This is a genomic window from Achromobacter sp. SD115, assembly GCF_017355315.1.
Classification (GTDB): domain Bacteria; phylum Pseudomonadota; class Gammaproteobacteria; order Burkholderiales; family Burkholderiaceae_B; genus Achromobacter; species Achromobacter xylosoxidans_B.
On record NZ_JADIJM010000005.1, the window covers coordinates 1 to 25377 of the forward strand.

Genomic DNA, 25377 nt, shown 5'->3' on the forward strand with positions numbered 1-25377 from the left:
CTACCGGCCCTTGGACTCATGCGACATCTCATTTCCGGCCGCGCCCTGCGCGGCCTGCTGCTGACCCTGTGCGTGTTTCTCGCTGCCTGCGGCGACAGGAACGTCGACTGGACCCTGTACAACGTCAAGGGACACCTGCCCGACCTGAAGTTCTCGCTGCCCGGCGCGGGCGGCAAGACGATCAGCAGCGACGACCTGAAGGGCAAGACGGTGCTGCTGTTCTTCGGCTACGCCAGCTGCCCGGACGTCTGCCCCACCACCATGGCGCAGTTGACGGCCGTGCTGCAGAACCTGGGCGACAAGGCCCGCGATGTGCGCATCCTGTTCGTCAGCGTCGACCCGCACCGCGACACGCCGGACATCCTGCAAGCCTACGTCAACGCCTTCAACAACAACGCGATCGGCGTGACCGGCGATGAAAAGCAGATCGCGGACCTGGCGCGCCGCTATCGCGTGGCCTACCAGATCGAGAAGCCGCGTCCGGGCGACGACGCCGATATGTACGAAGTCACGCACAGCCGCGGCGTGTATATATTCGACAAAGATGGGAAGGCGCGATTGCTGGCTTCGGACACCGACAGCATCGAGGCCATGACCAAGGATGTACGCCAGTTGATCGACCTGACCTCCTGAGCGTCAGCGGGGCGTCGCGCGGCGGAATGTTGCCTGCGCGCCCCATACACCAGTTGTTACAGCCGCTGCGCGCGGGGCATGAGTATCATCTAGCCACACTGCCCCCTTTTACTTCCAGCAAGGAGTACGCGCATGAGCATCATCATCATGATCATCGTCGGGTTCGTCGTGGGCCTGATCGCCCGCGCCATCATGCCCGGAGACCAGAACATGGGGATCATCATGACCACCATCCTGGGTATCGTCGGCTCGGTCGTCGCCGGCTTCCTGGGCCAGTCCCTGGGCTGGTACGCCCCGGGCGAACCCGCAGGCTGGATCGGCTCGGTCGTCGGCGCGATCGTCGTGCTGTTCGTGGTGGGCCTGATCGCCAAGAAGCGCGCCTGACGCCCTGCTGGATCAGGAATGCAAACGGGCCGATCTTTCGATCGGCCCGTTTTTTATTGCCCGCCCGCCCTTACTGCTGGGCCTGGGCGGTCACGGTGCGTTCGGTCCAGCCGCCGCCCAGCACCTTGTACAAGGTGACCAGGTTCGACAGCCTGGCCCGACGCGTATCGACCAGGGCCTGCTGCGCCGTGTACAGCGAGCGCTGCGAATCCAGCACGCTCAGGTAGTCGTCGATGCCTTGGCGGAAACGCTGGTCCGAGGCGTCGTAGGCACGCTGGTTGGCGGCCACCAGGAGCTGCTGCGCCTGGATCTGCTCGTCCAGCGTGCCGCGCCCGGCCAGGGCGTCTGCCACTTCACGGAAGCCGGTCTGGATCGACTTCTCGTACTGCGCGACCTGGATGTTCTTCTGCACCTTGGCCAGATCCAGGCCGGCGAGCAGCGAGCCGCCCGCGAAGATCGGCACCGTAATCTGAGGCACGAAGCTCCAGGCGCCCGAACCGCCTTCGAACAGGCCGCCCAGGCTGGCGCTGGCGGTGCCGGCCGAACCGGTCAGGCTGATGGTCGGGAAGAACGCCGCGCGCGCCGCGCCGATGTTGGCGTTGGCGCCCTTCAATTGGTGCTCGGCCGCGCGGATGTCCGGGCGGCGCGCCAGCAGGTCCGACGGCAGGCCGGCGGGCAGCGTGGTCGGCAGCATGCCGTCGTCCAGCCTGACCGCGTTGTCCAGCGCCGCCGTCATCTCGGGCGACAGCGGCTGGCCCACCAGCAGGACCAGCGCATTGCGGTCCTGCGCGGCCTGGCGCGTGTACTGCGACAGGTTGCGCTCGGCGGTGCGCAGCGACACTTCCGCCTGGCTCAGGTCCAGCGACGTCGACAGGCCCTGGTCATAGCTCTGCTGCGTGAGCTTGAAGGAATCCTGCTGGCTCTTGAGCGTCTCGCGCGTCAGGCTCAGCAGTTCCTGGTCGGCGCGCAGGGTCAGGTAGGCGTTGGCCACTTCGGCGATCAGCGTCAGCTGGGTCGCCGTGCGGGTTTCATCCAGCGCCAGATAGGATTCCAGCGCCTTGTCGCTCAAGCTGCGGATGCGTCCGAACAGGTCCAGCTCCCAGGCCGACATGGCGGCGCCGACCTGGTAGCTATGGCTGGTGGTGGCGCGGCCGCTGGCCGACAGGTCGGCCGGCGAACGCTGGGCCGATTCCTGGCCGGCGATGCCGACGCTGGGCATCAGGTCGGCACGCTGGATGCGGTACTGGGCCCGCGCCGCTTCGACGTTCAAGGCCGCCACGCGCAGGTCGCGGTTGTTCGCCAGCGACTGTTCGATCAGTTGTTGCAGCAGCGGATCCGAGCCGAAGAAATCGCGCCAGCCGATGTCGGCCGTCATCAGGCCGCCCGCGTCGGCGGGCTGAGCCGCCTGGTAGGCCGGGCCCGTGGGATAGGCCGCGTCGACCGGCGCGTCCGGCCGTTCGTAGGTGGGGGCCAGCGAGCAGCCCGCCAGGGCCGCCGCCAGGGAAACAGACAGCAAGGTTCTCATCGGGAATGTCATTGCGGTTGGCCCTCCGTCGAGACGCCCTGCGTGCCATTGGCGCTGGTGTCGTGCTCGTCGACGTTTTCGCTCATGCGCTTGACCTTGAAGACGCGCAGCATGATCACGAAGAAGGCCGGAACGAAGAAGATGGCCAGGAAGGTGCCGGTCAGCATGCCGCCGATCACGCCCGTGCCGATCGCGTTCTGGCTGCCCGAACCCGCGCCCGACGAGATCGCCAGCGGCGTCACGCCCAGGATGAATGCCAGCGACGTCATCAGGATGGGGCGCAGGCGCTGCCGCGCGGCGTGGATGGCCGACTCCGTCAGGCTGGCGCCCTGCTCGTAGTGTTCCTTGGCGAACTCCACGATCAGGATGGCGTTCTTGGCCGCCAGGCCGATGGTAGTCAAGAGGCCCACCTGGAAGTACACGTCGTTGGACAGGCCCCGCGCCAGGGTAGCGAGCAAGGCCCCGATGATCCCCAGCGGCACCACCAGCATCACCGCCGACGGAATCGTCCAGCTTTCGTACAACGCCGCCAGGCACAGGAACACCACGATCAGCGAAATGGCGTAGAGCGCGGGCGCCTGGGCGCCGGACAGGCGTTCCTCGAACGACAGGCCGGTCCATTCAAAGCCCACACCCACCGGCAGCTTGGCCGCCAGGCGTTCCATTTCCTCCATTGCCGCGCCCGAGCTGTAGCCCGGCGCCGCCTGGCCCTGGATGTTGTACGACGGCACGCCGTTGTAGCGGTTCAGCTTCTGCGGACCATAGCTCCAGGTGGCCTTGGCGAATGCCGAGAACGGCACCATGTCGCCGGCGTTATTGCGCACGTACCACTTGTTCAAGTCTTCCGGCAGCATGCGCGAGGAAGCCTCGCCCTGCGCGAACACCTTCTTCACGCGGCCGCGGTCGATGAAGTCGTTGACGTACGACGAACCCCAGGCAGTGGCCAGCGTGCTGTTGATGTCCGAGACGGCCACGCCCAGGGCGCGCGCCTTCTCGCGGTCGATGTCCAGCTGGTACTGCGGCGCGTCTTCGATGCCGTTGGGGCGCACGCCGCGCAGCACCGGACTCTTGCCAGCTTCGCCCAGCAACTGGTTGCGCGCGGCAAGCAGCTTCTCGTGGCCCACGCCGGCGCGGTCCATCAGCTGGAAGTCGAAGCCGGTGACGTTACCCAGTTCCATCACCGAGGGCGGCGGCACCACGAACAATTGCGCGCGGCGTTCGGTCTTGGCGAAGTGCGCGTTGGCGCGCTGCGCCACGGCGCCAGCCTTGAGGCGGGCGTCGCCGCGTTCTTCCCAGTCGCGCAGCTTGATGAACAGGATGGACGCGTTCTGGCCGCGGCCGCCGAAGTTGAAGCCGTTGACCGCGAACACCGAGGTGACGGCGTCCTTTTCCTCGTTCAGCAGGTATTTGGTGGCCTCGTCGATGACGGCCTTGGTGCTTTCGGCCGTGGCGCCGGCGGGCGTCTGGATCTGGGCGAACAGGATGCCCTGGTCCTCGTCCGGCAGGAACGCGGTCGGAATGCGGGTGAACATCCAGCCCATGGCGATGACCAGCGCCAGGTACACCACCATCAGGCGCTTGGTGCGGTTCAGGCCGCGAGCGACGGTGTTGGCATAGCCATGGCTGCTGCGGTCGAACATGCGGTTGAACCAGCCGAAGAAGCCCTTCTTGGAGCCGTGATGGCCCTTGGGAATGGGCTTGAGCAAGGTCGCGCACAAGGCCGGCGTGAACACGATGGCCACGATCACGGACAGCACCATGGAAGACACGATGGTGATGGAGAACTGGCGGTAGATCACGCCCGTGGAGCCGCCGAAGAAGGCCATGGGAATGAACACGGCCGCCAGCACCATGGCGATGCCGATCAGAGCGCCGGTGATCTGCGACATGGACTTGCGGGTGGCCTGCTTGGGCGACAAGCCCTCTTCGGCCATCACGCGCTCGACGTTTTCCACCACCACGATAGCGTCGTCGACCAGCAGGCCGATGGCCAGCACCATGCCGAACATGGTCAGGGTGTTGATGGAATAGCCGAACGCCGCCAGCACGCCAAACGTGCCCAGCAGCACCACCGGCACCGCCAGCGTCGGGATGATGGTGGCGCGGAAGTTCTGCAGGAAGAGGTACATCACCAGGAACACCAGGATGATGGCCTCGATCAGCGTCTTGAACACCTCATGGATCGACAGGCTGACGAAGGGCGTGGTGTCGTATGGGTAGACGACGTCCATGCCCGCCGGGAAGTAGGGCTTCAGGTTGTTGATGGTGTCGCGCACCGCCTGCGCCGTATCCAGCGCGTTGGCGCCCGGCGCCAGCTTGATTGCCAGGCCCGAGGCCGGCTTGCCGTTGTAGAAGCTGTCGATGGCATAGGTCTGCCCGCCCAGCTCGATGGTGGACACGTCGCTCAGGCGCACCTGCGAACCGTCGGCATTGACCTTGAGCAGGATGCGGCCGAAGTCTTCCGGCTTCTCCAGGCGCGACGGCCCGATGATGGTGGCGTTCAGTTGCTGGCCGCGCACGGACGGCAGGCCGCCGAGCTGGCCGGACGACACCTGCACGTTCTGTTCCTTGATCGCCGCCACGACGTCGACCGTGGTCAGGCCGTAGTTGACGAGCTTGGCCGGATCCAGCCAGATGCGCATCGCATATTGCGAGCCGAACAGCTGGAAGTCGCCCACGCCCTGCGTGCGGCTGATGGGATCCTGGACGTAGGAGGCGACGTAGTCGGCCAGGTCGTCCTTGGTCATCGAGCCGTCGGTGGACACGAAGCCCGCCACGATCAGGAAGTTCTTGGTGGCCTTGGTGACGCGGATGCCCTGCTGCTGCACTTCCTGCGGCAAGAGCGGTTGCGCCAGCGACAGCTTGTTCTGCACCTGGACCTGCGCGGTGTCAGGGTTGGTGCCCTGCGTGAAGGTCAGGGTGATGGACATGCTGCCGTCGGAGTTGCTTTCCGAGGAGATGTACTGCAGGCCGTCCAGGCCGTTCATTTGCTGCTCGATCACCTGCACCACGGTGTCCTGCACGGTCTGCGCGGACGCGCCCGGGTAGGTCACCGCGATGCCGATGGCCGGCGGCGCGATGTTCGGATACTGGGAGACCGGCAGCTTCAGGATGGACAGCGCGCCGGCCATCATCAGCACGATCGCGATCACCCATGCGAAGACCGGTCTATCGATAAAAAACTTTGCCATGCAAGGCTCCTGACTACTGCTGCTTGGCCGCCGCGGCGGCTGCTTGCGGCTGCTGCGCCGGTTGCGCGGCTGCGCTGGCTTCGGTGGCGACGACTTCCGCGCCCGGGCGCACCATCTGCAAGCCTTCGACGATGACCTTGTCGCCGGCGGCCAGGCCGTCGGTGACCAGCCACTTGTCGCCGACGGCGCGGTCGGTCTTCAGTTCACGCAATTCGACCTGGTTCTTGGCATTGACCACCAACGCCGTCGGAATGCCGCGCTGGTTGCGCGTCACGCCGCGTTGCGGCACCAGCAGGCCGTCGGCGGCCACGCCGTCGGCCAGGCGGGCGCGCACGAACATGCCCGGCAGCAGGCGGCGGTCCGGGTTGGCGAACACCGCGCGCAAGGTAACCGAGCCCGTGCCCTGGTCCACCGTGACTTCCGAGAACTGCAGCTTGCCCGGCTGGCTGTATTGCGACCCGTCTTCCAGGGTCAGCGTCACCAGCGCGGCCTGCTCGCCATCGGCCTTCTTCAACTGGCCGCTGGCCAGCGCGTTCTGCAGGCGCAGCAGCTGGACGGTGGATTGGGTCACGTCGACGTAGATGGGATCGATTTGTTGCACCGCGGCCAAGGCCGTGGTCTGGTTGGCCGTCACCAGCGCGCCTTCGGTCACCGCGGAACGGCCGATGATGCCGTCGATGGGCGACAGCACCTTGGTGTAGACCAGGTTGATGCGGGCCGTATCCAGCGCCGCCTTGGCCGACAGCACGTCGGCGGCGGCCTGGTCGCGCGCGGCGACGGCGTTGTCGTAGGTCTGCTGACTGACCGCGCGGGTGGCGACCAGCGGCTTGTAACGCTCGGCCAGCAGCGCAGCGGTCTTCTGCTGCGCCTGGGCGCGCGCCAGCGCGGCCTTCTGGCTGTCCAGGCTGGCCTGGTAGAGGGCGGGATCGATCTGGTAGAGCTGTTGGCCCGCCTTGACCTCGCCGCCTTCCGTAAAGAGGCGCTTCTGGACGATGCCGTTGACCTGGGGACGCACTTCGGCCACGCGGAATGGCGAGGTGCGGCCGGGCAGTTCGGTGGTCAGCGAAACGGGCTGCGTGGCGAGCGTCACGACCGTTACCTGGGGTTTGCCCGCCTGGGGAGCGTCTTGCTTCTTGCCGCAAGCGGCCAGCGTGAGAGCCGATGCCGTCAGCGTGACGACCGCCGCGCTGCGCCACATAGCGCTTTTCTTATCCATAGATTGCATTCCCGATTTCAACAAAAAAAAAGCCCGCCCCGGATCGCATGTTTGCGTTCCGCGCGCATCGATTGGGTGGATTTGCCTCGAACACGCAGGCTGGGCTTTGTCGCATTGCTGCATTGCAGAACTCGCATTCTGCGTTATCCCGCCCCAGAAACAAAGGGGCATGAAGAGAAAACATCATTCCAATTATGGGACAATGGCCTCACCATTGAATATGACAAAATTCCGCCATGAAACGCTTGCAAGGCATGGAACTTTTCGTCGAAGTCGCCAAGACGCGCAGCTTCAGCCGCGCCGCCGCGGTGCTCGGCGTGCCGAAATCGACGCTGTCCCGCCAGGTGGCCGAACTGGAGCGCTCGGTCGGCCTGCGGTTGCTCAGCCGCACCACCCGCAAGGTCGAACTGACCGACGCCGGCCGGCTGTACTTCGATCGCTGCCAGCGCATCGTGGCCGAGGCGCAGATCGCCCATGAGGAACTGCAGAAGCTGGTCGATACGCCGGCCGGGCCGCTGCGGGTCAATATGCCCGCGGATTTCGGCACGGACTTCCTGGCTGAATCGTTCATGGAATTTTCCCGCCGCTACCCCGACGTCACGTTTTTCCTGGACCTGGCCAATCCGGACCACGCGCAGCGCGTGTTCCAGACCTGCGATATTTCGATCGAAATCGGCGAACTGCCCGATTCGTCACAGATTGCGAGGCTGCTGGGCATGCTGCCGGCCCATTTATACGCCTCGCGCGAATACCTGGAGAAGCACGGCGAACCGCAGCATCCCAGCGACTTGACCCGCCACGAGTGCATAGAGTTCCGCGCCAAGGGCGCCGGACAGGTGACCCGCTGGCCCTTGACCGACGGCCACCAGCACATCGAATTCACGCCCGGCAACCGCTTTTCCGTCAACGGGGTAGCCATGGCCCGGCGCCTCGCGTTGCTGGGCGCAGGCATCGTGGTCCTGCTGGGCGACCAGTCCGCCGAACAGCAGTCCGGCCAGTTGCAGCGTGTGCTGCCCGATTGGCAACTGGGGCCGTTCCCGGTCTACGCGGTAACGGAGACGCGGCTGCTGCCCGCCAAGACCAGGATCTTCATCGAATTCCTGATGGAGCGCCTGGGAGACAGCGGGCAGGCGAAGAATACTCCTGCTTTCATGCAATAAGCCGGCGTCGGAAACAGACTGAAAAATTTAGGACGACCGACAACACCTGTCGGCAAATCAGGATAATCAGACCGCAGGAAAGCCCCTAGAAGCGCTCGTCCTCGCGCAGATAACGCCACTGCCCCAGCGGCAGGTCGCCCAGCGACACCCGCCCGATGCGCACGCGCTTCAGGCCTATCACCTTCAGGCCGACCAGCTCGCACATGCGGCGGATCTGGCGCTTCTTGCCTTCGCGCAGCACGAAGCGCAGCTGGTCGCTGTTCTGCCAGCGCACCTGGGCCGGCTTGAGCGCCTTGCCGTCCAGGGACAGGCCGTGGTTCAGCAGCGCCAGCCCGTTGTCGGACAGATTTCCCTGTACCCGCACCAGGTATTCCTTGTCCACGCTGGAATCTTCGCCGATCAGCTGCTTGGCGATGCGGCCATCCTGCGTCAGCACCAGCAGGCCTTGCGAGTCGATGTCCAGGCGGCCGGCCACGGCCAGCCCGTCCAGGTGCGCCCGCTCGAAACGCTGCGGCGCGCGATCGCCGGCGTAGCGCGAGCGGGAGTCGATCAGGGCCACGGCGGGCGTGTAGCCCTTTTCGGCCTGCCCCGACACGTAGCCCACCGGCTTGTTGATCAGGATGGTGACGCGCGAGGTCTGGCGCGCCTGCGCGGCGCGCTCCAGCGTGATGACCTGGTCGGGGTAGGCCCGGGCGCCCAGTTCGGACACCACCACGCCATCGACCCGGACCCAGCCGCGTTCAATATAGGTGTCGGCCTCGCGGCGCGAACACAGGCCACGCTCGGACATGAGCTTGGAGATACGTACTTTTTCCATGGCCGGTATTGTATGCGGACGCCATGCTGCCCCTGCCTCAGGCCGCCGGATGGTAGTCCGCAGGCGCCATGGGATCCAGCGGATGGAGCGGTGAGCTGCGGCGCCGATAGGGAAACAGCGCGAAATCCGAGCTCGTGACGCCCTCGCTGGCGCACTCCACCAGCGCCTGGGAGATGGGTTCGAATACCGGCCGGCAATACATGCGCGACTTCACCAGCACAAAGCGGGCCTGGCGTGGATCCAACCCCATGCTCTCGAACACGCCCAGGTCCCAGGGCTCGTGGGTTCTCTCGGTGATCACCAATTGCGCGGCGCCGATATCCAGTACCGCGCTGCGGCCCATGCATGCCGTCTGCCCCGTATAGGTCGGGCCGGTAATGACATATTCGCCATCGGTCACGGCCCGGACCACCCCGCGCAGCAGCACGGGCGCCGCCGGGCGGCCAATGGCGGGAATCGGCCGCTTGTTGCCCACCGGCAGCTCTATTTCACCGCCCTCTCCCGTCGCAGCCAGGGCCTCGACTGCCTCGGGGTCGCAATACAGCCCCGCGATGATGCCTGTCAGGCCGGCGTCGATTGCCTCCATCAGCACCTCCATGGTGTCGCAGGTGCCGCCAGACATGCAGTTGTCGCCATGGTCCAGCAGGAGCACGGGCTTATCCGCGCCGCGGGCCAGTTCCGCCGCGCGCGCCAGTGACTCGCGCAGGGGCTCGCTGTCGTAGAAGTAACCGTCGCGCTCGGCCCAGATGGCCTCTGCCATCTCGCTTGCGACCCGTTCCGCCTGCTCTTTCCCTCCCGAGCCCACCACGACCACGCTCAGGCACGGATAGGGAATGTCGGCCAGGGCGAAGCCCGCCAGCACGGAGACGCCCAGCGAGCCGTCCGCTTCCGCCCGCCGGGCGGCCTGCACCGCATTGCGCATGGCCCCCTGGGCCGTGGCGCTGCGCAGCGTGTGGGTCATCAGCGGCAACCGCCGCCACGCCATGACCGGGCGCGGGCCGCCGTTGAGCCAGTCATACAGGATGCGCCCGGCATGCTCGCCGGTCTCGTACATGTCCACGTGCGGATAGGTCTTGAAGCTGACGATCACGTCGGCGTTGGCCATCATCTTGGCTGTGACGTTGCCGTGCAGGTCCAGCGCCACCGCGATGGGCACATCCGGCGTGCGCCGCCGCAGGCGTTCCAGCAGGTCGCCTTCCCCGTCGTCGGTGGTCTCGGCCACCATCGCGCCGTGCAGATCGAGCAGGATGGCGCCACAGCCCCGCGCGCCGGCCACGATCGCGTCGCACAGCTGGCTATAGGCCTCCGCCGACACCCGGCCGCTGGGATAAGCGGTGGCGGACACCGGCGTGACCACGGTCGCGCCGTTGGCCTCGGCGATATCGATGAAGGCCGACATGGCCGTGCGCTTGCCCTTGTTTTCCGCGTAGGCCTGGGCGCCGAAAGCGGGACCGTCATTGCCGAACGCGGACAGCGGCGTGGGCACCGGCGAGAACGTATTAGTCTCGTGGTTCAGGCGGGCGATCATGACCTTCATTGTCCGGCTCCTCGGCATGCGCATTCAGTGCGTTCAGTTGTTCTGGGGCGGTCCTGGGCGCAAGGCCCCCAGGCCGAGTTTTTCCATGGCCTCGCTGGCCTCGATGATCATCGCGGCCACTTCCGCCACGCTCACGCGCAGGCCCGTCGCCCGGGTCCGCATGTGCTCATAGGCGGCGCGCTCGTCCAGGCGCTGGTGGTCCATCAGCACGCGGATGGCCTTTTCGACAACGCGCCGCGCCTTGATCGTGTTTTCCAGCTTGTTGATCTTGGACTGCTGCCGGCTTTGGAACTGCTTGGCCGAACGCGCCAGCACCAGCGTACTGAGCACGCCCGCCGAGCGGAACGGCCGTGTCAGCACGCCATGCGCGTTGGTCTTGAGCAGCTGTTTCAATGTGGTCGGGGTTTCGTACTCGGACAAGGCGATCAGGGTGGCCTCGACCTCGCTGGCGGTCCAGGCGGCGCTGTTGCGGCCGCACTGCGACACCTGGAAAAAGATGACGTCCACCCCGGCGGGCGGCCCATCCGGAAACGGCCAGTGCAAATGGATGCGGCAACCGATGCGCTTGAGCTGCTCGACCAGCAGATCGCGGTCCTCGCCCGGCGGATACACCACGGCGACGGCCACACTGCGCAAGTCCTCGTAGAGGCGGCGTAGGCTATGGTCCATGGCTATTTCAACCAAAACTCGTCCAACCCGAACGCGGTGAGGTACGGGTCTGGCTTCACCGGTTCGTCGCTTTCCCAGACGATGTCGAAGCGCCCGTCCTCCCGGCACACGCCGATGCGCGGCGTCAGCACGCTGTGATTGTTCTCCGCCAGCACGGACATCTGCCCGTCTGGCGCGTCGAACTGCACCTGGTGCACCGCCTGCACCAGCTTGCGGGTGTCCATGCTGCCCACGCGCTGCAAGGCGCGCGCGAACAGGTGCATCTGGCTGTAGCAGGTCTCCGCATAGACGCTGGCGGGATGATCGCCGAAGCGGGCGCGCCAGCGAGCCAGGAAATGCGCGTTGGCGGGCGTGTCCACCGTGTTGAAATAGGTCGCCGCAGTGATATGGCCGACGCAGCGCTGCGGCCCGATCTCCGCCACCTCCGATTCCGCCATCGTCAAGCTGGCGATGGGGATATGCGAGGCTGCCGTGCCCTCCGCCTGGCAGGCCTCGTGATAGCGCTGGTAGAAGCGCTGCGCGTCGGCGCCGATAAGGGTGGAAAACACCACGTCGGGCTGGATGCGGCGGATGTCCGCGACAACATCGTTGATTTCGCTGTCATCGCAGCCCAACGGCAGATAGGTTTCGTCCAGGATCTCGCCGCCGTGTTCCTCGACGGTTTCGCGCATGATGCGGTTGGTCTCGCGCGGATAGATGTAGTCCGCGCCCACCAGGAAGATGCGCGAACCGCAGTTCTGGATCAGGTAGGCCGCCAACTGCATGCTGCCCTGGTTGGGCGCCGCGCCGGTGTAGATGACGTTGGGCGAGTATTCGAAGCCTTCGTACACCGAGCCATACCACAGCAAGGAATTGCTGCGCTCCACCACCGGCAACATGGCCTTGCGGCAGTGCGAAGTGCAGCCGCCGAAGATGACGCTGACTTCATCGTCCAGCAGCAGGCGCGCCGCCAGGCGGCGGTACTCCTCGGCGTCGCTGCGCGGGTCATACGCCACCGGCGCCAACGGCCGGCCCAGCACGCCGCCCAGTTCGTTGATCTCTTCGACCGCCAGCACCGTGCCGAAGAAGTGCTGCGATTCCGTGGTGCCGGTGACGCCGCTGCGCGAATACAGCACGCCGATGCGCCAGCCTGGCCGGTCCGCGTCCTTGTCATGGAGCGTGCTCATGATGGAATCCTTGGGCAGGTACTACGCGCGTGCATCATGGAAAATTTGGGCCGGATGGCCTTCATACTTTGAGATGAGCAATGATATTGCCCGCAGCCCCGGGCGCGCCAGTCTCGCCTTCGTCGACGATGCTGCCCTGCTTGAGCACCAGGTAGCGGTCGGCCACGTCCAGGGCGAATGCCACGTTCTGCTCCACGATGAACATCGTCGTGCCGTGCCGTTCGCGCTCCCAGTTCAGCGCGCGGCCCAGGCGCTCGATCACCGAGGGCTGCAGCCCTTCCGTGATCTCGTCCAGCAGCAAGAGCGCGGGTCGCTGCATCAGCCCTCGCGCCACCAGCAGCATTTTCTGCTCTCCGCCCGACAAGGTGCCGGCGTGCTGGCGCAAGCGGGTCGTGAATACCGGAAACAGTTCGGCGATCTCGGCAAAGCGTTCATCGAAGAGCTGCTCGCGCGGCAGGCCCAGGCGCAGGTTGTCGCGGATGCTCAGGTCGGGAAACAGCGGCTGCTCCTGGGCCGCGTAGGCCACGCCGCAACGCGCCACTTCGTGCGGCCGCAGCCGGGTCGCGTCCACCCCGCCCACGCTGATGCGGCCCCGCTGCTTGGGCAGATAGCCCATGATCGTCTTGAGCAAGGTGCTCTTGCCCATGCCGTTCTTCCCCAGCAGGGCCACGCAGGTGCCGCGATCGACCGCAAGCGACACGTCGTGCAGCACCATGGCCCTCTTGTAGCCGCTGGACACCTCTTCCAGGCGCAACGCCGGCGCCGCGATGGTCGTCATTGCCCTGCTCCTTGCGCGGCCTGCGCGCTGCCGGCGTAGATGGTGCGCACCAGTTCGGACTCCACGACCTCGCGGAATCCGCCGTCCATGACGATGCGGCCCTGGTGCAGCACCACGATGCGCGTCGCGATTTCCTTGACGAAATCCAGGTCGTGCTCCACCAGCAGGCAGCACAGGCCGTAGCGGTGCGCCAGCGACGACAGCACGTGGCCTATCTGCAGGCGCTCGGCCTTGCTCAGCCCGGCAGTGGGTTCATCCAGCAGCACGATGCCCGGCTCCAGCGCCAGCACCATCGCCAGTTCCAGCGCCTGCTGTTGCCCGTGCGAGAGGTCGCGCGCCACGCTTTCCAGGCACTGGTCCAGGCCAGTCACGCGCAGCGTTTCCAACGCATAGGGCGGCAGATCCAGCGCGGGCGCGCGGCGCCACCACGACGGCCGCTCGCGCAGCGTGGTGGCGATGCGCAGGCTTTCGGCCACGGTCAGCGTGTCGAACACATTGGCGTTCTGGAACTTGCGGCCCAGCCCATGGCGCACGCATTGCTCCGGGCCATCGCGCCGCACCTCGTGGCCGTAGAGTTCCAGCCTGCCCTGCGACCGTTCGGCGCCGTCCGCAATGCAGCGCATCAGCGTGGTCTTGCCGGCGCCGTTGGGGCCGATCAGCCCGACCAGTTCGCCACCGCTGGCTTGCAGGTCTATGCCTTCCAGCACCTTCAGGCTGCCGAAGTGCTTGGACACGCCCGCCAGGCTCAAGGCGCGGGCTGAGCCGCCCGCTTGCCGGGGCGGCACGGCCCGTTCGCCCAGCACGGGCGTGGCCGCCTTCGCTGCCCGTCCGCGCCAGGGCGCCGTCAGCAGGGGCAGGAGCCCGCGCGGCAACAACAGGATCACCAGGACGAAGGTCACGCCCAGCAGCAGTTGCCAGACGAACGGCATGTTGCCGCTGAGATAGGAACCCGCGACATTGATGAGGATGGCTCCCAGCACCGGCCCCCAGATGGTGCCGCGTCCGCCCAGCGCCACCCAGATGATCAGCTCCGTGCCGAAGACGAAGCCCGTGAGCTCGGGCGCCACCACGCCGCTGAACGCGCCGTAGCCAAAGCCCGCAAGGCCGGCCACCGCGCCGCAGGCCACCAGCAGCGCAATGCGCCAGTGCGCGGTGTTCAATCCGAGATAGCTGCAGCGCGCCTCGTTGTCGCGCAGCGCCACCAGAATACGGCCGCCATCGCTGCGCACCACCACCCAGGCCAGCAGCGCCACCACAGACAAGCCGCCCGCCGCGATCACATACCAGGCCTCCAGGGACAGGTCGAAGGTCTCGTAGCCGGTCAGGCCGGACGACGATCCGGTAAAGGTCCCGCCAGATAGCACCAACTGCATCAGCACGATAGGCAGCACCAGCGAGATCACCGTCGCGAAGAACGGCGAAGCGCCGCGGTAGAACGACAGCCAGCCGGTCACCAGCGCCAGCAGCGCCGCGGCGCCCACGGCCGCCAGGGCGGCCAGGGCCGCTATCGCCGGCGAGAATCCGTAGTGCGTAAAAGCCAGACCCGCGGCATAGGCCCCCACGCCGAAAAAGGCGGACTGGCCGAAGGTCAGGTAGCCGGTGTAGCCCCACAACACGTCCACGGTCACCGCCGCCACGGCAAAGAACAGCGCCTTGATCAGCACGTTCAGCATGTAAGTATCGAACAGCCAGGGGCCCGCCGCCGTCAGGACCAGGCACAGCCCGGCCAGGCCCAGCAGGCTGCGGCTGCGCGCAGTCCGCGCCGAATCGGCGGCGCTGCCGGCCAGCGTCTGTTGAGTCAATGCGCGATCAGTCATGGGCGAATCCTTGGGGACGCAGGCGCAGCGTCAGCGCGGCCAGCACGGCGATGGTGACGCCACCCAGGATCGGGCTGACGTAGACGCTCACCAGCACCTGGCAGGCGCCGTAGACCAGGCAGGTCAGCATGAGCGCGGTAATCGAATGACCCGACACCATCACCAGCATGAAGGCGCTGACGAGCCAGGGCAGTCCCATGTTCGGATCGACACTGGACAAAGGCGTGATCAGCGCGCCGGCCAGCGCGCCCAGCCCCGCGCCCAGGCCGAAAGTGGTGAAGCGGATGCGCTCGGCGTTGATGCCCAGGCCGCGCGCCAGGTCCTCGTTCATGATCACCGCCCGGGTCCGCACCCCGAAGCGCGTGCCGCTGAGCAGCAGCGTCATCGCGGCATATATCAGCAGCGCCGCCGGCAACAGGAACAGCCGGTATGCCGAATACTCGATGCCCAGGAAGGACACGGCGCCATGGATGGGCGAATCCGCGAACTTCACTTCGCGCCCGAACGCCATCGTGATGAGCTGGCCGATCACGATGCCCAACCCCCAGGTAGCCAGGATGGCATCCAGCGGCCGCTTGTACAGCGGCTGCACGATCAGGCGCTCCACGCCCATGCCCACCAGCACGCCCACCGCCAGGGCGAACGGCAGCGCCAGCCAGGGATTCAGCCCCAGCTGCGTCACCACCAGGCTGGCGTAACTGCCCAGCGTGAGAATCGCGCCATGCGCGAAGTTGACGATCTTCATCACGCCGAAGATGATCATCAGCCCGGCCGTCACGATGAACAGCATGGCGGCCGTGCTCAGGATGTCCAGCAGCAAACCCATATCGGTCTCCAGCGCCGCCGGCATGGCCGGCGGCGCGTGTCATGACGCAATCGTCACTTCAAGTCGGGGCATTGCGCGCCCGGATCGACTTTGTCGAAGGTCTGCAGGATCTTGATGGAGCCGTCCTGCTGCACCTGGCCCAGGCGCATGGTCAGCGCCGCGTGGCGCTGGCGGTCCATGGTCACGGGGCCGCGCGGGCCGTCGAACGTGACCGCGCTCAGCGCCTGCACCACCTTGGGCGCATCGGTGCCGCCGGCCTTTTCGACCGCCGCCTTGTACAGGTAGAAGGCTTCATACTGCGGTGCGGAGAATTCGTTGGCGGTCTTGGCGTCGTTGCCGAACTTCGCCTTCAGGCCGTCCAGGAATTTGCGGTTCTGAGGCGTATCGATGCTGGTCAGATACGAGGCCGACATATACATGCCCACCGCCGTCTCGCCCATGGTCTTGGCGGTACCCTCGTCGATCGCCAGGTTGCCGTAGGGCATGGACAGGCCCGCCGCCTTGACCTGCTTGGCCAGGCTGACATTGGGGCCGCCGCCGGCTGTCGAACTGATCAGCGCGTCCGGGTTGGCTGAGCGTATCTTGGACACCACCGGCGTCCAGTCGGAGCCGTCGATCGGCAGGTATTCCTCGCCCACCACGCGCCCGCCCTGCTTTTCGATGTATTCCCGCGTGAACTTGAGCATCCCGCGGCCGAAGGCGTAGTCGCTGCCGACCAGGAAGAAGGTCTTGGCCTTGCGGTCCTGCATGAAGTGATCCACTACCGGCGCCACCTGCTGCTCGGGCACCCAGCCGTTCACGTGCAGCCAGCGGTTGCAGGAGCGTCCCTCGTAGAACGAGGTGTAGATATAGGGCACCTTGCCGCGCGACACGATGGGCAGCGCGGCATTGCGCGCCGCGCTGGTTTCCATGGCGATGATGGCGTCGACCTTCTTCTGGAACACCAGCGTGTCGTAGGCCTTCTGCGCGCCGACCGCGCCCGAGGCGTCGTCGGCAATCTCCAGCACGATCTGGCGACCCAGGATGCCGCCGGCCGCGTTGATCTCGTCGGCGGCCAGTTGCGAGGCCTGCACCACGCCAGGCGCGACCACGCTATTGGCGCCGGACAGGCCGACCGGCACGCCGATGCGCAGCGGTTCCGCGGCATGGACGCCGCCCGCGGCGGTAAGCAGTGCGATAAACGACAGGCGGATGCGGCAGCTATTGAATAGGCTCTTCATGGGTTTTCTCCTTGGGGGGAAACGGCCGGGGACCGTCGCTTAGCGTTGCCGCGGATTTGCGGCGGCGCCCAACTGCTCGTCATAGATATCGCGGCGCCTGTCGCGCAGCACGTGGTTGAAATCATTCAGTTGGCGCGCCCGGCGCGAGGCCGGCACGTCTATGGGCGCCAGCAGCACCTCCTCCTGATCGATGCTGGCCGGTCCCGCCGCCATCCAGCCCTGGGAACCCACGATCAGGCTGCGGCCCACGAAGGGCTGACCGCGCTCGGTGCCGACACGGTCGGCGCACACCACCGTCAGGCCGTTGCTGTGGGCGCCGCTCATGGTCAGCGCGTGGGCCATGACGGGTCCGTCGCGCGTCTGTCCCGGCATCGGCACCCAATTGGTCGGCACCGCCACGATGTCCGCGCCGCGCACCGCCAACAGCCGGTAGACCTCGGGAAACCAGCCGTCGTAGCAGATGGCCACGCCGATGCGGCCCAGTTCGGTGTCGAACACCGGCAAGCCCAGGTCGCCGGCCTCGAAGTACAGGTTCTCATCGCCCCACAGATGCAGCTTGCGGTAGGTACCCAGATAGCCCGCCGGCCCCGCGACCAGCGCGGCGTTATAGAGCCGCCCGCCCGCGCGCTCGGCGATGCCCGCCACCAGGTAGATGCCCAGACGCTGCGCCAACGCGATCCACGCCTGCGAGCTGGGGCCTTCCGGCACCGCTTCGGCCAGGGCATGGGCTTCCTCGCGGCTTTCGAACATGTAGCCCGTATTGGCCAGTTCCGGCAGTACCACCAGCCGCGCGCCCTGGGCCACGGCCAGCTCCACCAGTTCGGCGGAACGGGCGACGTTGGCGGCGACTTCACCAATCGCGGGCTCCATCTGCACGCTGGCCACCCAGGTCACGGAGGCGGGGGAACGATGCGGATCCGACGCTTGCATGCGAGCTCCATATTCAGAAATTGAAAACGAAAAAGCCCCCGACCACGCATTGCGTGCAAGTCGGGGGCTTCTATAGCCAAGACTGTATGTTCAGGCAGCAATCATTGCTGCGGGGTACTGCGAGCCGTTCTGGTCAATGTTGACCGTGTGCGAATGATAGGGAGACGCGGGTTCCTGGGACAATAAGTGCTTTCCCGGACGGCGGACAGGCCCGCGGGCCCGCGCCACCTGGCGCTGCGTCATTGCGACGCATTGGGCCGTTCCGCCCGGCTTGGCATAATACGCAGCCATGAGCAAACCCGCAGCACACCATCCCCCTCTTGCCTCAGGCTGGCTGGCCAGCGCGCCGCCCATCCTGCCCCCTGCCCCGCGCCATTGGCTGTTCCGCCCCGGCGCGCTGACCGCCGGTTTGCGCCAGGTCGGCCAGGTGCGGCTGCGCGTGCTGGCCGAGTACGCGGATGGCGCGCCGCCGGACGAAGCCCGGGCGATGGGCATCGCGCCCGGCACGCCAGTGTGGATCCGCGAGGTGCTGATGTCGGTGAACGGCGTGGACAGCGTGCCCGCCCGCAGCCTGACGCCGCTGCGCGCGTCCCACGGCGCCTGGCAAGGCATGCGCCGCCTGCTGACCCGCCCGCTGGCGGACATGCTCTACCACGACAGCACGGTGGTGCGCTCGCCGTTCGCCTGCCGCCGGCTGGCCGCGCCGGTGCCGTTCCATGCCACCGCGCTGGACGTGTTGCCCGCCGCGCAGCGCGATCCGGACGCCGGCCGCATCTGGGCGCGGCGCTCGGTATTCTGGCGCCAGGGCCAGCCGCTGCTGGTGGCCGAATGCTTCCTGCCTGCGTTCTGGCAACTGGTCGCCGACCAACCAGTGCCGCCGCTGGTGCCGCACCAGCGCACGCCGCGCTGAGGCGGCGGCCTCAGCCTTCGTAACGGCGCCCGCGCTCCAGCAGCTCGGGCGTGCCGATCACGGCGTTCAAACCGTCGAAATCCAGCATGCCTTCGCGCCACGGCGCGGTGGTGCCGTGCGCGCGCAGGCTGGCGTAGTAGCCCTGCAAGGTGTGCGCCACGGCGCGCGCCGTGCCGCCCGGGAAGATGACGATGCGGAACCCCAGTGCGGTCAGGGCATCGGCGCTTTGCACCGGGGTCTTGCCCCCCTCCACCATATTGGCCAGCAGCGGCACGCGCTGCGCAAAGCGGCTGCATGCCGCCTGCATCTGTTCGGGCGTGCGCAGCGCCTCGATGAACAGCGCATCGGCGCCGGCTTCCAGATACGATTCCGCCCGGTCCAGCGCGGCCTCCAGCCCTTCCACCGCCAGCGCATCCGTGCGCGCCAGGATCAGTGTCGACGCATCGGTCCTCGCATCCACCGCGGCGCGCAGCTTGCCGCGCATCTCGGCGGCGGGAATCACTGTTTTGCCGTCCAGGTGGCCGCAGCGCTTGGGAAAGGTCTGGTCCTCCAGCTGGATCATGGCGGCGCCGGCGCGCTCCAGGCCGCGCACCGTGCGCTGCGTGTTCAAGGCGTTGCCGAAGCCCGTGTCAGCGTCCACGATGACGGGCGTGGCGACCCGTTCGGTAATGCGGGCCAGCGTGTCCTCGACTTCGCTGTACGTGGTCAGGCCGATGTCCGAGCGGCCCAGCCGCGTGTATGCGATCGACGCGCCGGACAGGTACAGGGCGCCAAAACCCGCCTGTTCGGCGATCAGGGCGGACAAGGCGTCGTAGACGCCGGGAGCCAGCACGGCGCCGCCGGCCAGCTGTGTTTGCAGGTTTTGCTTCATGTCGATTCCTATGCGAGTTCGCGCCCGAGCAGGCTGGCGGCGGTCGCCGCCGCGATATGGCCGCCGGCGACCGCGCTGAGCAGGCCATTGCCGGAGAGATAGCCCGATACCTCATTACCCGAAACGCCGCGCGCCGCGCCGCCCGCGGCCAGCAAGTTAGGCAAGGCATTGCCCGCCTGGTCCAGCACGCGGCAATGCGCATCGATGTCCAGGCCGCCTTGCGTATGGAACAGCGCGCCCGTCACTTTGATGGCGTGGTACGGCGCTTGCAGCGCGCGCTCGAAGCGCCGCCCGTATGCGTCGGCGACGCCGGCCGCCACGCCATCCAGGGTCTGGCTCAACGTCGCTTCGTCGCAGCCGATCAGGGCCGCCAGCGCCGCAAGGTCCGCGCAGGTCTTGAGTGCCCGGCCTGCCTCGGCCTGCACAAAGTCCGGGAAGCTGCGCGCCAGCGCCAGCGTGCGGTCGTCGAATACGTTCCAGGCTAACCCGCCAGGCTGCGCCAGCACATGGACCGCAGCCTCGGAGTAGCCATGCGTCTCGTCGTGGAACCGGCGTCCGGCGCCATTGATCTGCACGCCGCCATCCATCATCACGGCCCAGGAAATCAGCGCGCCCTGGGGCGTGGCCCAGGAACCGTGGCCCTGGTAGCCGCCCAGGTCCGCCAGCCGCGCGCCCAACTGCGCGCCCCACTCGATGGCGCTGCCATCGTTGCCGGCATGGCCGCCGTAGACGGCCCCGCGCATGGCCGGAAGATGCTCGGCCACCATCGCCGCATTGCCGCCAAAGCCGTTGCAGGCCAGGATCAGCACGTCGCAGCCGATCACGTCGATGGAGCCGTCCGGCCGTTCGCAACCTACCGCCGTGATGCGGCCGTCCTCATCCGTCCAGAGCTGCCGCGCCAGGGCGCGGGTCAGCAGATAGGCGCCGGCCCCGGTGGCAGCGCGCTCCAGCGCGGCGACCAGGGCTGCGCCGGTGCGCTCGGGCAAGGTGTGCATGCGACGAGCGGTATGGCCTGGGTACAGGAAGCCATCCAGCACCTCGAACGCCAGACCGTGGCGCGCCAGGTTGTCGACGGCGGCCGCGGACGCGCCCGCGTAGGCGGCAACCAGATGCGGCGCGGCCGTGCCGCCGGTCTTGGCCTGGATGTCGGTGGCGTAGCGTTGCGCGTCGTCCTCGATGCCGGCGGCTCGCTGCGCGGCCGATCCGGCCGCCGGGATGAAGCCGGAAGACAATGCGGTGGAGCCGCTGGGCGCGGCGTCGCGCTCGATCAGCACGGTCTCGATGCCGGCGTCGGCCAACCGCAAGGCGGCGGTCAGGCCGCAGGCGCCGGCGCCGATGATGGCCACCGGCACATGCATCGCATCCGCGCCAGGCGCGGCGCCCCGCAGGACTTGCGGCGCGCTCACGAGGCCAGCCTGTCCAGGAAGTCCTGGCAGGACAGCACATCGGCCACGGTGCGCAGATCCGCCAGCGTGGCATCGTGCATGGCCGGCGTGGGCGCGGCGCAACCGTCGGACAGCACCGCCACGTGGTAGTCGCGCATGTGGGCATCGCGCGCCGTGCTGGCCACGCCGCCATTGGTGACGATGCCCGCGATTACCACGCTGGAGATGCCCGCGCGCCGCAGCACCCAGTCCAGCTGGGTGTTGAAGAAAGCGGAGTACGCCACCTTCCAGACCGACACGTCCACCAGGCCGTCGAGCTCGGCCACGTTGGCCTGCCCCTGGGAACCGGCCACGAAATCGCCCTTGCGCAGGAACGGGCGCAACTGCCGCAGGTGCGGAGAGATCATGGGTTCGCCATGCGCGTCCGGCCACAGCGTGAACTGGCTGGCCGCCACGAACCCGCCTCGCGCCTTGAGCTTGCGAGCCACCGGCGCAACCCGGGCGGGCAAGGCGCGCGCCTGCGGGCTGACGGCGCCTCCGCGGTCGTAGGCGCCGCCTGGCGCGAGGAAATCGTTCTGCAGGTCAATGACGACCAGCGCGGTACTGCGGGGATCAAAAGCGGTCATCGTGCGCTCCTATGCGGCCTGGCGGGCGATCAGCAGATTGCCCAGGGAATCGACCTGGCCGGCAAAGCCGGGCTCGATCCAGATCGTGGTGTCCGGCTGTTCCAGAATGGCGGGCCCCGCCACTTCCGCGCCCACCGGCAGGTCCAGCCGCGCATAGCGCACGGCGTCATGCCATTGCCCGCCGTGGAAGACGGCCTGCGTGCCCAGCGCATCCGGCATCTCGGTACTGGTCGGCGCCAGCAGCGCCAGATCGAACTTGGGCCGCTGGCCGATGCGTGCATAGCGCAGGTTCAGGATGCGCACCGCGATGCCTTCCAGGCTGCGGCCGAAGGCGGCGCGGTAGGCGCGCTCGAAAGCGGCGCCTATGCCCGCGCGGTTCAATTCGTCGCGGCCGATTTCCACCCGCACCGTATGGCTCTGGCCCACGTACAGCATGTCCAGCTCGATGCTCTCGCGGATGCCCTCGAAACCCACGCCGGCGGAATCCAGCCTTTCCTGGCAGGCCAGCGCCAGGCTGTCGATGCGCGCCAGCAGGTCGTCCGCGTCCAGCGCGGCCAGCGCCACGTTCAGGGTCTGCACGCCGTCGTGCCGCATGTCGGCCATGACGCAGCCCAGGGCCGAAGTGACGCCGGGATAGCGCGGCACGATGCCGCGGGCCGCGTCGACCTCGTTCATCATGGCGCAGACGTGCAGCGCGCCGCCGCCGCCGAACGGCATGTAGGCGAACTTGCGCGGATCGTGGCCGCGCTCAATGGAGACGACGCGGATCGCGCCCGCCATCTTGGCATTGGCCACGGTCAGGATCGCCTCGGCCGCGGCATGTACGTCCAGCCCCAGCGGCTTGGCCACATGCGCTTCGATGGCGGCCCGCGCCAGCGCCACATCCATGGTGGCAAGCAGCCCGCCGCCCAGCGGCCGCTCGGCGGCGATGCGACCCAGCAGCACGTTGGCGTCGGTCACGGTGGGCCGGGTGTTGCCCCGGCCGTAGCAGGCCGGGCCCGGCACGCTGCCGGCAGACTCCGGGCCCACTTGCAGCAGACCGCCCGCGTCCACGCTGGCGATCGAACCGCCGCCCGCGCCTATGGTTTCGATCTGGATCATGGGCGCGCGCACCACCATACCGAAGTCGATGGCCGTCTGCGCCGACAACGAGGCCTCGCCGCCCGCCACCAGCGACACGTCGAACGAGGTGCCGCCCATGTCGCCGCTGACCACGTTGGGAAAGCCTGCGGCGCGCGCGATGGCGGCGCAGGCGATGACGCCCGCGGCCGGGCCCGACAGCGCGGTACGCACCGGCACGTCGCAGGCCGTCTGGCGCGACATCACACCGCCGTTGCTCTGCACCACCAGCAGCTCGCCGCCAAAGCCGTTGTCCTTCAGATCCGATTCCAGCCGCGTCAGGTAGCTGCCGACCACCGGCTGCAACGACGCGTTGAGCACGGCCGTGGAGCAGCGCTCGAATTCGCGGATCTCGGGCAGCACCTCGGTGGCGGCGGTGACATTGCCGTTGGGCCAGAGCGCGCGCACGCAGGCCGCAGCCTGCGCCTCATTGACCGGGTTGGCATAGGCATTGACGAAGAACAGACAGACGGCGTCGCAACCCTGCTCCAGCAGTTGCCGGGCCGCGGCCTCGACCTGGGCCAGGTTCACCGGCGTATGCACGGTGCCATCCGCCAGCACCCGCTCCTCGACTTCCAGGCGCAGGTCGCGCGGCACGACCGGTTCGTAGTTGCCGCGCAGGCCCCAGGTCTGGGGCCGGTCGCGCCGGCGCATTTCCAGCACGTCGCGGAAACCCGCCGTGGTGATGATGCCGGTGCGCGCCACCTTGCGCTCCAGCAGCGCGTTGGTGCCTACCGTGGTGCCATGCACGATGGTGGCGATGGCGTTGGCCCCATCCGCCACGCGGGCGATGCCGTTCATGAAGCCGCGCGCTTCCTCGCCGCGCGTGGACGGCACCTTGACCACGCGGGCGCTGCCGCCCGCCTCGTCCAGCACGAATATATCGGTGAACGTGCCGCCCACGTCCACGCCTACGACCAAACCTTGTGCCGCGCTCATGCCGACTGCTCCTTCAGATTTCCACTTACGTAACCCATCTTGCGGTCGTGCTCGCGCGCCGCTTCGGATCGCGCGGCAGGATCGCCGTAGCCGCCGCCGCCGGGCGTTTCCAGGCGCACCCGGTCGCCGCGTTTGAGTTGTATGCCCAGCATCTTCGAACTCATGGGCGGGGTCTGCCAGCCGCCGTCCTGTTGGTAGCGGAAGACATTCAGCGCCGCTTCCTTGCCGCCGGCGATGCCCTTGGGCGCGCTCCTGCCGCGTTCACCGAAGATGAAGGCCTCGGCGCTGTCTTCCAGCAACTCAATTTCATAGATGGCGCCCAGGCCGCCGCGATGCGCGCCGTCGCCCGCCGAATCGGGACGCAGCGCCCATTGCGTGAAGCGCACCGGATAGGCCGCTTCCAGGATTTCCAGCGGTGGAATGGTGGCGGTGGAGATGGGTGCGTTGCCGTGGCTGAGCCCGTCGCCGTCAGAATGGCCGCCATGGCCGCCGCCAAAGAAACTGAACATCACCCAACGCTGGCCGCGCCGGGCTTCATCGCTGCGGTAGCCGGCGATCGACAAGGCATTGATGGTGCCGTAGGCCTGCGCCAGCGCGCGCGCGGGCTCGGCCTGGGCCATGGCGCAGAAGATCACGTCGATCATGCGCAGGATGGTCTCGGTATAGCCGCCGACCGGGCGCGGCCGGTCCGCCGAGATCACCAGGCCGTCCGGCAGCACCACGTCGACCGCGTCCAGCACGCCGGCATTGGCCGGCACGTCCGGGAACAGGTGCTTCAAGGCCACGTAGCAGGCCGCGATCGCGGTGGCGCGCGAGATGTTCACCGGGCCGGCGAGGTGCCCGTGAAATCCAGCGTCAGGCTGTCGCCCTGGATCTTGAGCTTGAGCGCGATGCGCAACGGCTGATCGCGCACGCCATCGTTGTCCAGCATGTCCTCGAAGGCGTACTCGCCGTCGGGCAGGCGCGAGATATGGTCGCGCATCAGGCGGCGGGCGCGTTCGCGCAGCGTGCCCAGGGACTCCAGCACGGTGGCGTCGCCGTATTCGTCGAGCAGGCTGTCCAGCCGGCCCGCGCCCAGATCCAGCGCCGCGAGTTGGCCGTTCAGGTCGCCCCACAGGCTGTCGGGCAAGCGGGTATTGGCCTGCAGGATGGCGAGCACGTCCTGGTCCAGCACGCCCGCGCGCACGATGCGCACCGGCGGAATCTGCACTGCCTCCTGCCAGCACTCGGTGGCGGCCGGGTTGTAGTTGCCCGGCACCGCGCCGCCCACGTCGTGCCAGTGGGCGGCCGACGCCAGGAAGCAGAACAGCTTGCCGCCGCGGAACACCGGCCGCACCAGCTTGAAGTCGTTGGCGTGGGTGCCGCCCTCGTAGGGGTCGTTGAACAGCCAGACGTCGCCGTCGACCATGCCGCCGCGCCCCGCCGCCGCCTTGGCCGCGGCCTTGACGGCAAAGGCCATCGCGCCGACGAACACTGGCAGGCCGGACTTGCCTTGCACCAGGGTGGCGCCCGTAGCCGCGTCGTACATGCCATGGCAGGCGTCGTGGGCCTCGGCGATGATGGGATTGAACGCGCTGCGGTAGAGCGTGGCGTCCATCTCGTCGGCAATCTGTTCCAGGCGGCCCTTCAGGACCGCGAGTGTGACGGGATCAAGCATG

20 protein-coding genes and 1 pseudogene are annotated in these 25377 nt (G+C 67.5%); 4 read left to right on the forward strand and 17 right to left on the reverse strand.

Annotated features, from left to right (window positions below):
- Positions 1-18 precede the first annotated feature (18 nt).
- Together IPU70_RS08625 and IPU70_RS08630 are read left to right on the forward strand one after the other, a co-directional pair.
- A complete protein-coding gene (locus tag IPU70_RS08625; RefSeq protein WP_207466979.1) occupies positions 19-633 on the forward strand; it encodes an SCO family protein in 615 nt (204 codons plus the stop codon).
- 132 nt (positions 634-765) lie between these two features.
- Positions 766-1017 (forward strand): GlsB/YeaQ/YmgE family stress response membrane protein, encoded by a 252-nt coding sequence (locus tag IPU70_RS08630; protein ID WP_013393352.1) that lies wholly within the window; start codon positions 766-768, stop codon positions 1015-1017.
- Between the two features lie 70 nt (positions 1018-1087).
- Here IPU70_RS08630 and adeC read toward each other — a convergent pair whose 3' ends face one another.
- The 3 genes from adeC to IPU70_RS08645 are packed head-to-tail and all read right to left on the reverse strand — an operon-like array spanning position 1088 to position 6931.
- A complete protein-coding gene (gene adeC, locus IPU70_RS08635; protein ID WP_305827142.1) occupies positions 1088-2554 on the reverse strand; it encodes an AdeC/AdeK/OprM family multidrug efflux complex outer membrane factor in 1467 nt (488 codons plus the stop codon).
- Complete coding sequence (locus IPU70_RS08640; RefSeq protein WP_207466535.1) at positions 2551-5733, reverse strand: efflux RND transporter permease subunit; 3183 nt, start codon at positions 5731-5733, stop codon at positions 2551-2553. The genes adeC and IPU70_RS08640 overlap by 4 nt, the downstream gene beginning before the upstream one ends.
- Before the next feature lie 13 nt (positions 5734-5746).
- A complete protein-coding gene (locus IPU70_RS08645; RefSeq protein WP_207466982.1) occupies positions 5747-6931 on the reverse strand; it encodes an efflux RND transporter periplasmic adaptor subunit in 1185 nt (394 codons plus the stop codon).
- Between the two features lie 272 nt (positions 6932-7203).
- Between IPU70_RS08645 and IPU70_RS08650 the strand changes: the two genes are divergently transcribed.
- Complete coding sequence (locus IPU70_RS08650; RefSeq protein WP_207466984.1) at positions 7204-8109, forward strand: LysR family transcriptional regulator; 906 nt, start codon at positions 7204-7206, stop codon at positions 8107-8109.
- 85 nt (positions 8110-8194) lie between these two features.
- On the opposite strand, the gene IPU70_RS08655 is transcribed toward IPU70_RS08650, so the two are convergent.
- From IPU70_RS08655 to IPU70_RS08695, 9 genes are all read right to left on the reverse strand, one after another.
- The gene (locus IPU70_RS08655) at positions 8195-8926 is read right to left on the reverse strand and encodes a pseudouridine synthase (RefSeq protein ID WP_207466537.1); all 732 of its coding nucleotides are present in this window, start codon (positions 8924-8926) and stop codon (positions 8195-8197) included.
- A 37-nt stretch (positions 8927-8963) separates the two neighbouring features.
- Positions 8964-10463: a M81 family metallopeptidase gene (locus tag IPU70_RS08660; RefSeq protein WP_207466539.1), complete on the reverse strand. Its 1500-nt coding sequence runs from the start codon at positions 10461-10463 to the stop codon at positions 8964-8966.
- 33 nt (positions 10464-10496) lie between these two features.
- Positions 10497-11132 (reverse strand): ANTAR domain-containing response regulator, encoded by a 636-nt coding sequence (locus tag IPU70_RS08665; protein ID WP_207466541.1) that lies wholly within the window; start codon positions 11130-11132, stop codon positions 10497-10499.
- 2 nt (positions 11133-11134) lie between these two features.
- Positions 11135-12298 carry a transporter substrate-binding domain-containing protein gene (locus IPU70_RS08670; protein ID WP_207466543.1) on the reverse strand — a complete coding sequence of 388 codons (1164 nt, stop codon included), beginning with the start codon at positions 12296-12298 and terminating at the stop codon, positions 11135-11137.
- 61 nt (positions 12299-12359) lie between these two features.
- A complete protein-coding gene (locus IPU70_RS08675) occupies positions 12360-13076 on the reverse strand; it encodes an ABC transporter ATP-binding protein (protein ID WP_207466544.1) in 717 nt (238 codons plus the stop codon).
- Positions 13073-14893 (reverse strand): ATP-binding cassette domain-containing protein, encoded by a 1821-nt coding sequence (locus tag IPU70_RS08680; protein WP_207466546.1) that lies wholly within the window; start codon positions 14891-14893, stop codon positions 13073-13075. Before IPU70_RS08680 ends, IPU70_RS08675 begins: the two co-directional genes overlap by 4 nt.
- Positions 14886-15719, reverse strand: coding sequence for a branched-chain amino acid ABC transporter permease (locus IPU70_RS08685; protein WP_207466548.1), 834 nt, complete (start codon positions 15717-15719; stop codon positions 14886-14888). Before IPU70_RS08685 ends, IPU70_RS08680 begins: the two co-directional genes overlap by 8 nt.
- A gap of 53 nt (positions 15720-15772) precedes the next feature.
- Positions 15773-16939 carry a substrate-binding protein gene (locus IPU70_RS08690; protein WP_207466550.1) on the reverse strand — a complete coding sequence of 389 codons (1167 nt, stop codon included), beginning with the start codon at positions 16937-16939 and terminating at the stop codon, positions 15773-15775.
- Positions 16940-16978: 39 nt separating this feature from the next.
- Positions 16979-17869, reverse strand: a complete 891-nt coding sequence (locus tag IPU70_RS08695) for a nitrilase family protein (protein WP_207466552.1) — start codon at positions 17867-17869, stop codon at positions 16979-16981.
- Positions 17870-18158: 289 nt separating this feature from the next.
- Between IPU70_RS08695 and IPU70_RS08700 the strand changes: the two genes are divergently transcribed.
- Positions 18159-18779: a chorismate lyase gene (locus tag IPU70_RS08700; protein WP_207466554.1), complete on the forward strand. Its 621-nt coding sequence runs from the start codon at positions 18159-18161 to the stop codon at positions 18777-18779.
- Positions 18780-18789: 10 nt separating this feature from the next.
- Here the strand turns inward: IPU70_RS08700 and IPU70_RS08705 are convergent, their stop codons facing one another.
- The 5 genes and pseudogenes from IPU70_RS08705 to IPU70_RS08725 all read right to left on the reverse strand — a co-directional run bounded on the left by IPU70_RS08705 (position 18790) and on the right by IPU70_RS08725 (position 25376).
- Positions 18790-19650, reverse strand: coding sequence for an oxaloacetate decarboxylase (locus IPU70_RS08705; RefSeq protein ID WP_207466556.1), 861 nt, complete (start codon positions 19648-19650; stop codon positions 18790-18792).
- Positions 19651-19658: 8 nt separating this feature from the next.
- Positions 19659-21056 carry an FAD-dependent oxidoreductase gene (locus IPU70_RS08710; protein WP_207466558.1) on the reverse strand — a complete coding sequence of 466 codons (1398 nt, stop codon included), beginning with the start codon at positions 21054-21056 and terminating at the stop codon, positions 19659-19661.
- Entirely contained in the window at positions 21053-21661 is a 609-nt protein-coding gene (locus IPU70_RS08715; protein WP_207466560.1) for a cysteine hydrolase family protein, read from the reverse strand. Before IPU70_RS08715 ends, IPU70_RS08710 begins: the two co-directional genes overlap by 4 nt.
- 9 nt (positions 21662-21670) lie before the next feature.
- On the reverse strand, positions 21671-23719 hold the full coding sequence (locus IPU70_RS08720) for a hydantoinase/oxoprolinase family protein (RefSeq protein WP_207466561.1): 2049 nt from the start codon (positions 23717-23719) through the stop codon (positions 21671-21673).
- Positions 23716-25376, reverse strand: a pseudogene (locus IPU70_RS08725) (hydantoinase B/oxoprolinase family protein). The gene IPU70_RS08720 and the pseudogene IPU70_RS08725 overlap by 4 nt, the downstream one beginning before the upstream one ends.
- Between the last annotated feature and the right edge of the window lies 1 nt (position 25377).

Coding starts and splice junctions, on each gene's coding strand:
- IPU70_RS08625 (WP_207466979.1), top strand. CDS start 19: ATGCGACATCTCATTTCCGGCCGCGCCCTGCGCGGCCTGCTGCTGACC.
- IPU70_RS08630 (WP_013393352.1), top strand. CDS start 766: ATGAGCATCATCATCATGATCATCGTCGGGTTCGTCGTGGGCCTGATC.
- adeC (WP_305827142.1), bottom strand. CDS start 2,554: ATGACATTCCCGATGAGAACCTTGCTGTCTGTTTCCCTGGCGGCGGCC.
- IPU70_RS08640 (WP_207466535.1), bottom strand. CDS start 5,733: ATGGCAAAGTTTTTTATCGATAGACCGGTCTTCGCATGGGTGATCGCG.
- IPU70_RS08645 (WP_207466982.1), bottom strand. CDS start 6,931: ATGTGGCGCAGCGCGGCGGTCGTCACGCTGACGGCATCGGCTCTCACG.
- IPU70_RS08650 (WP_207466984.1), top strand. CDS start 7,204: ATGGAACTTTTCGTCGAAGTCGCCAAGACGCGCAGCTTCAGCCGCGCC.
- IPU70_RS08655 (WP_207466537.1), bottom strand. CDS start 8,926: ATGGAAAAAGTACGTATCTCCAAGCTCATGTCCGAGCGTGGCCTGTGT.
- IPU70_RS08660 (WP_207466539.1), bottom strand. CDS start 10,463: ATGAAGGTCATGATCGCCCGCCTGAACCACGAGACTAATACGTTCTCG.
- IPU70_RS08665 (WP_207466541.1), bottom strand. CDS start 11,132: ATGGACCATAGCCTACGCCGCCTCTACGAGGACTTGCGCAGTGTGGCC.
- IPU70_RS08670 (WP_207466543.1), bottom strand. CDS start 12,298: ATGAGCACGCTCCATGACAAGGACGCGGACCGGCCAGGCTGGCGCATC.
- IPU70_RS08675 (WP_207466544.1), bottom strand. CDS start 13,076: ATGACGACCATCGCGGCGCCGGCGTTGCGCCTGGAAGAGGTGTCCAGC.
- IPU70_RS08680 (WP_207466546.1), bottom strand. CDS start 14,893: ATGACTGATCGCGCATTGACTCAACAGACGCTGGCCGGCAGCGCCGCC.
- IPU70_RS08685 (WP_207466548.1), bottom strand. CDS start 15,719: ATGGGTTTGCTGCTGGACATCCTGAGCACGGCCGCCATGCTGTTCATC.
- IPU70_RS08690 (WP_207466550.1), bottom strand. CDS start 16,939: ATGAAGAGCCTATTCAATAGCTGCCGCATCCGCCTGTCGTTTATCGCA.
- IPU70_RS08695 (WP_207466552.1), bottom strand. CDS start 17,869: ATGCAAGCGTCGGATCCGCATCGTTCCCCCGCCTCCGTGACCTGGGTG.
- IPU70_RS08700 (WP_207466554.1), top strand. CDS start 18,159: ATGAGCAAACCCGCAGCACACCATCCCCCTCTTGCCTCAGGCTGGCTG.
- IPU70_RS08705 (WP_207466556.1), bottom strand. CDS start 19,650: ATGAAGCAAAACCTGCAAACACAGCTGGCCGGCGGCGCCGTGCTGGCT.
- IPU70_RS08715 (WP_207466560.1), bottom strand. CDS start 21,661: ATGACCGCTTTTGATCCCCGCAGTACCGCGCTGGTCGTCATTGACCTG.
- IPU70_RS08720 (WP_207466561.1), bottom strand. CDS start 23,719: ATGAGCGCGGCACAAGGTTTGGTCGTAGGCGTGGACGTGGGCGGCACG.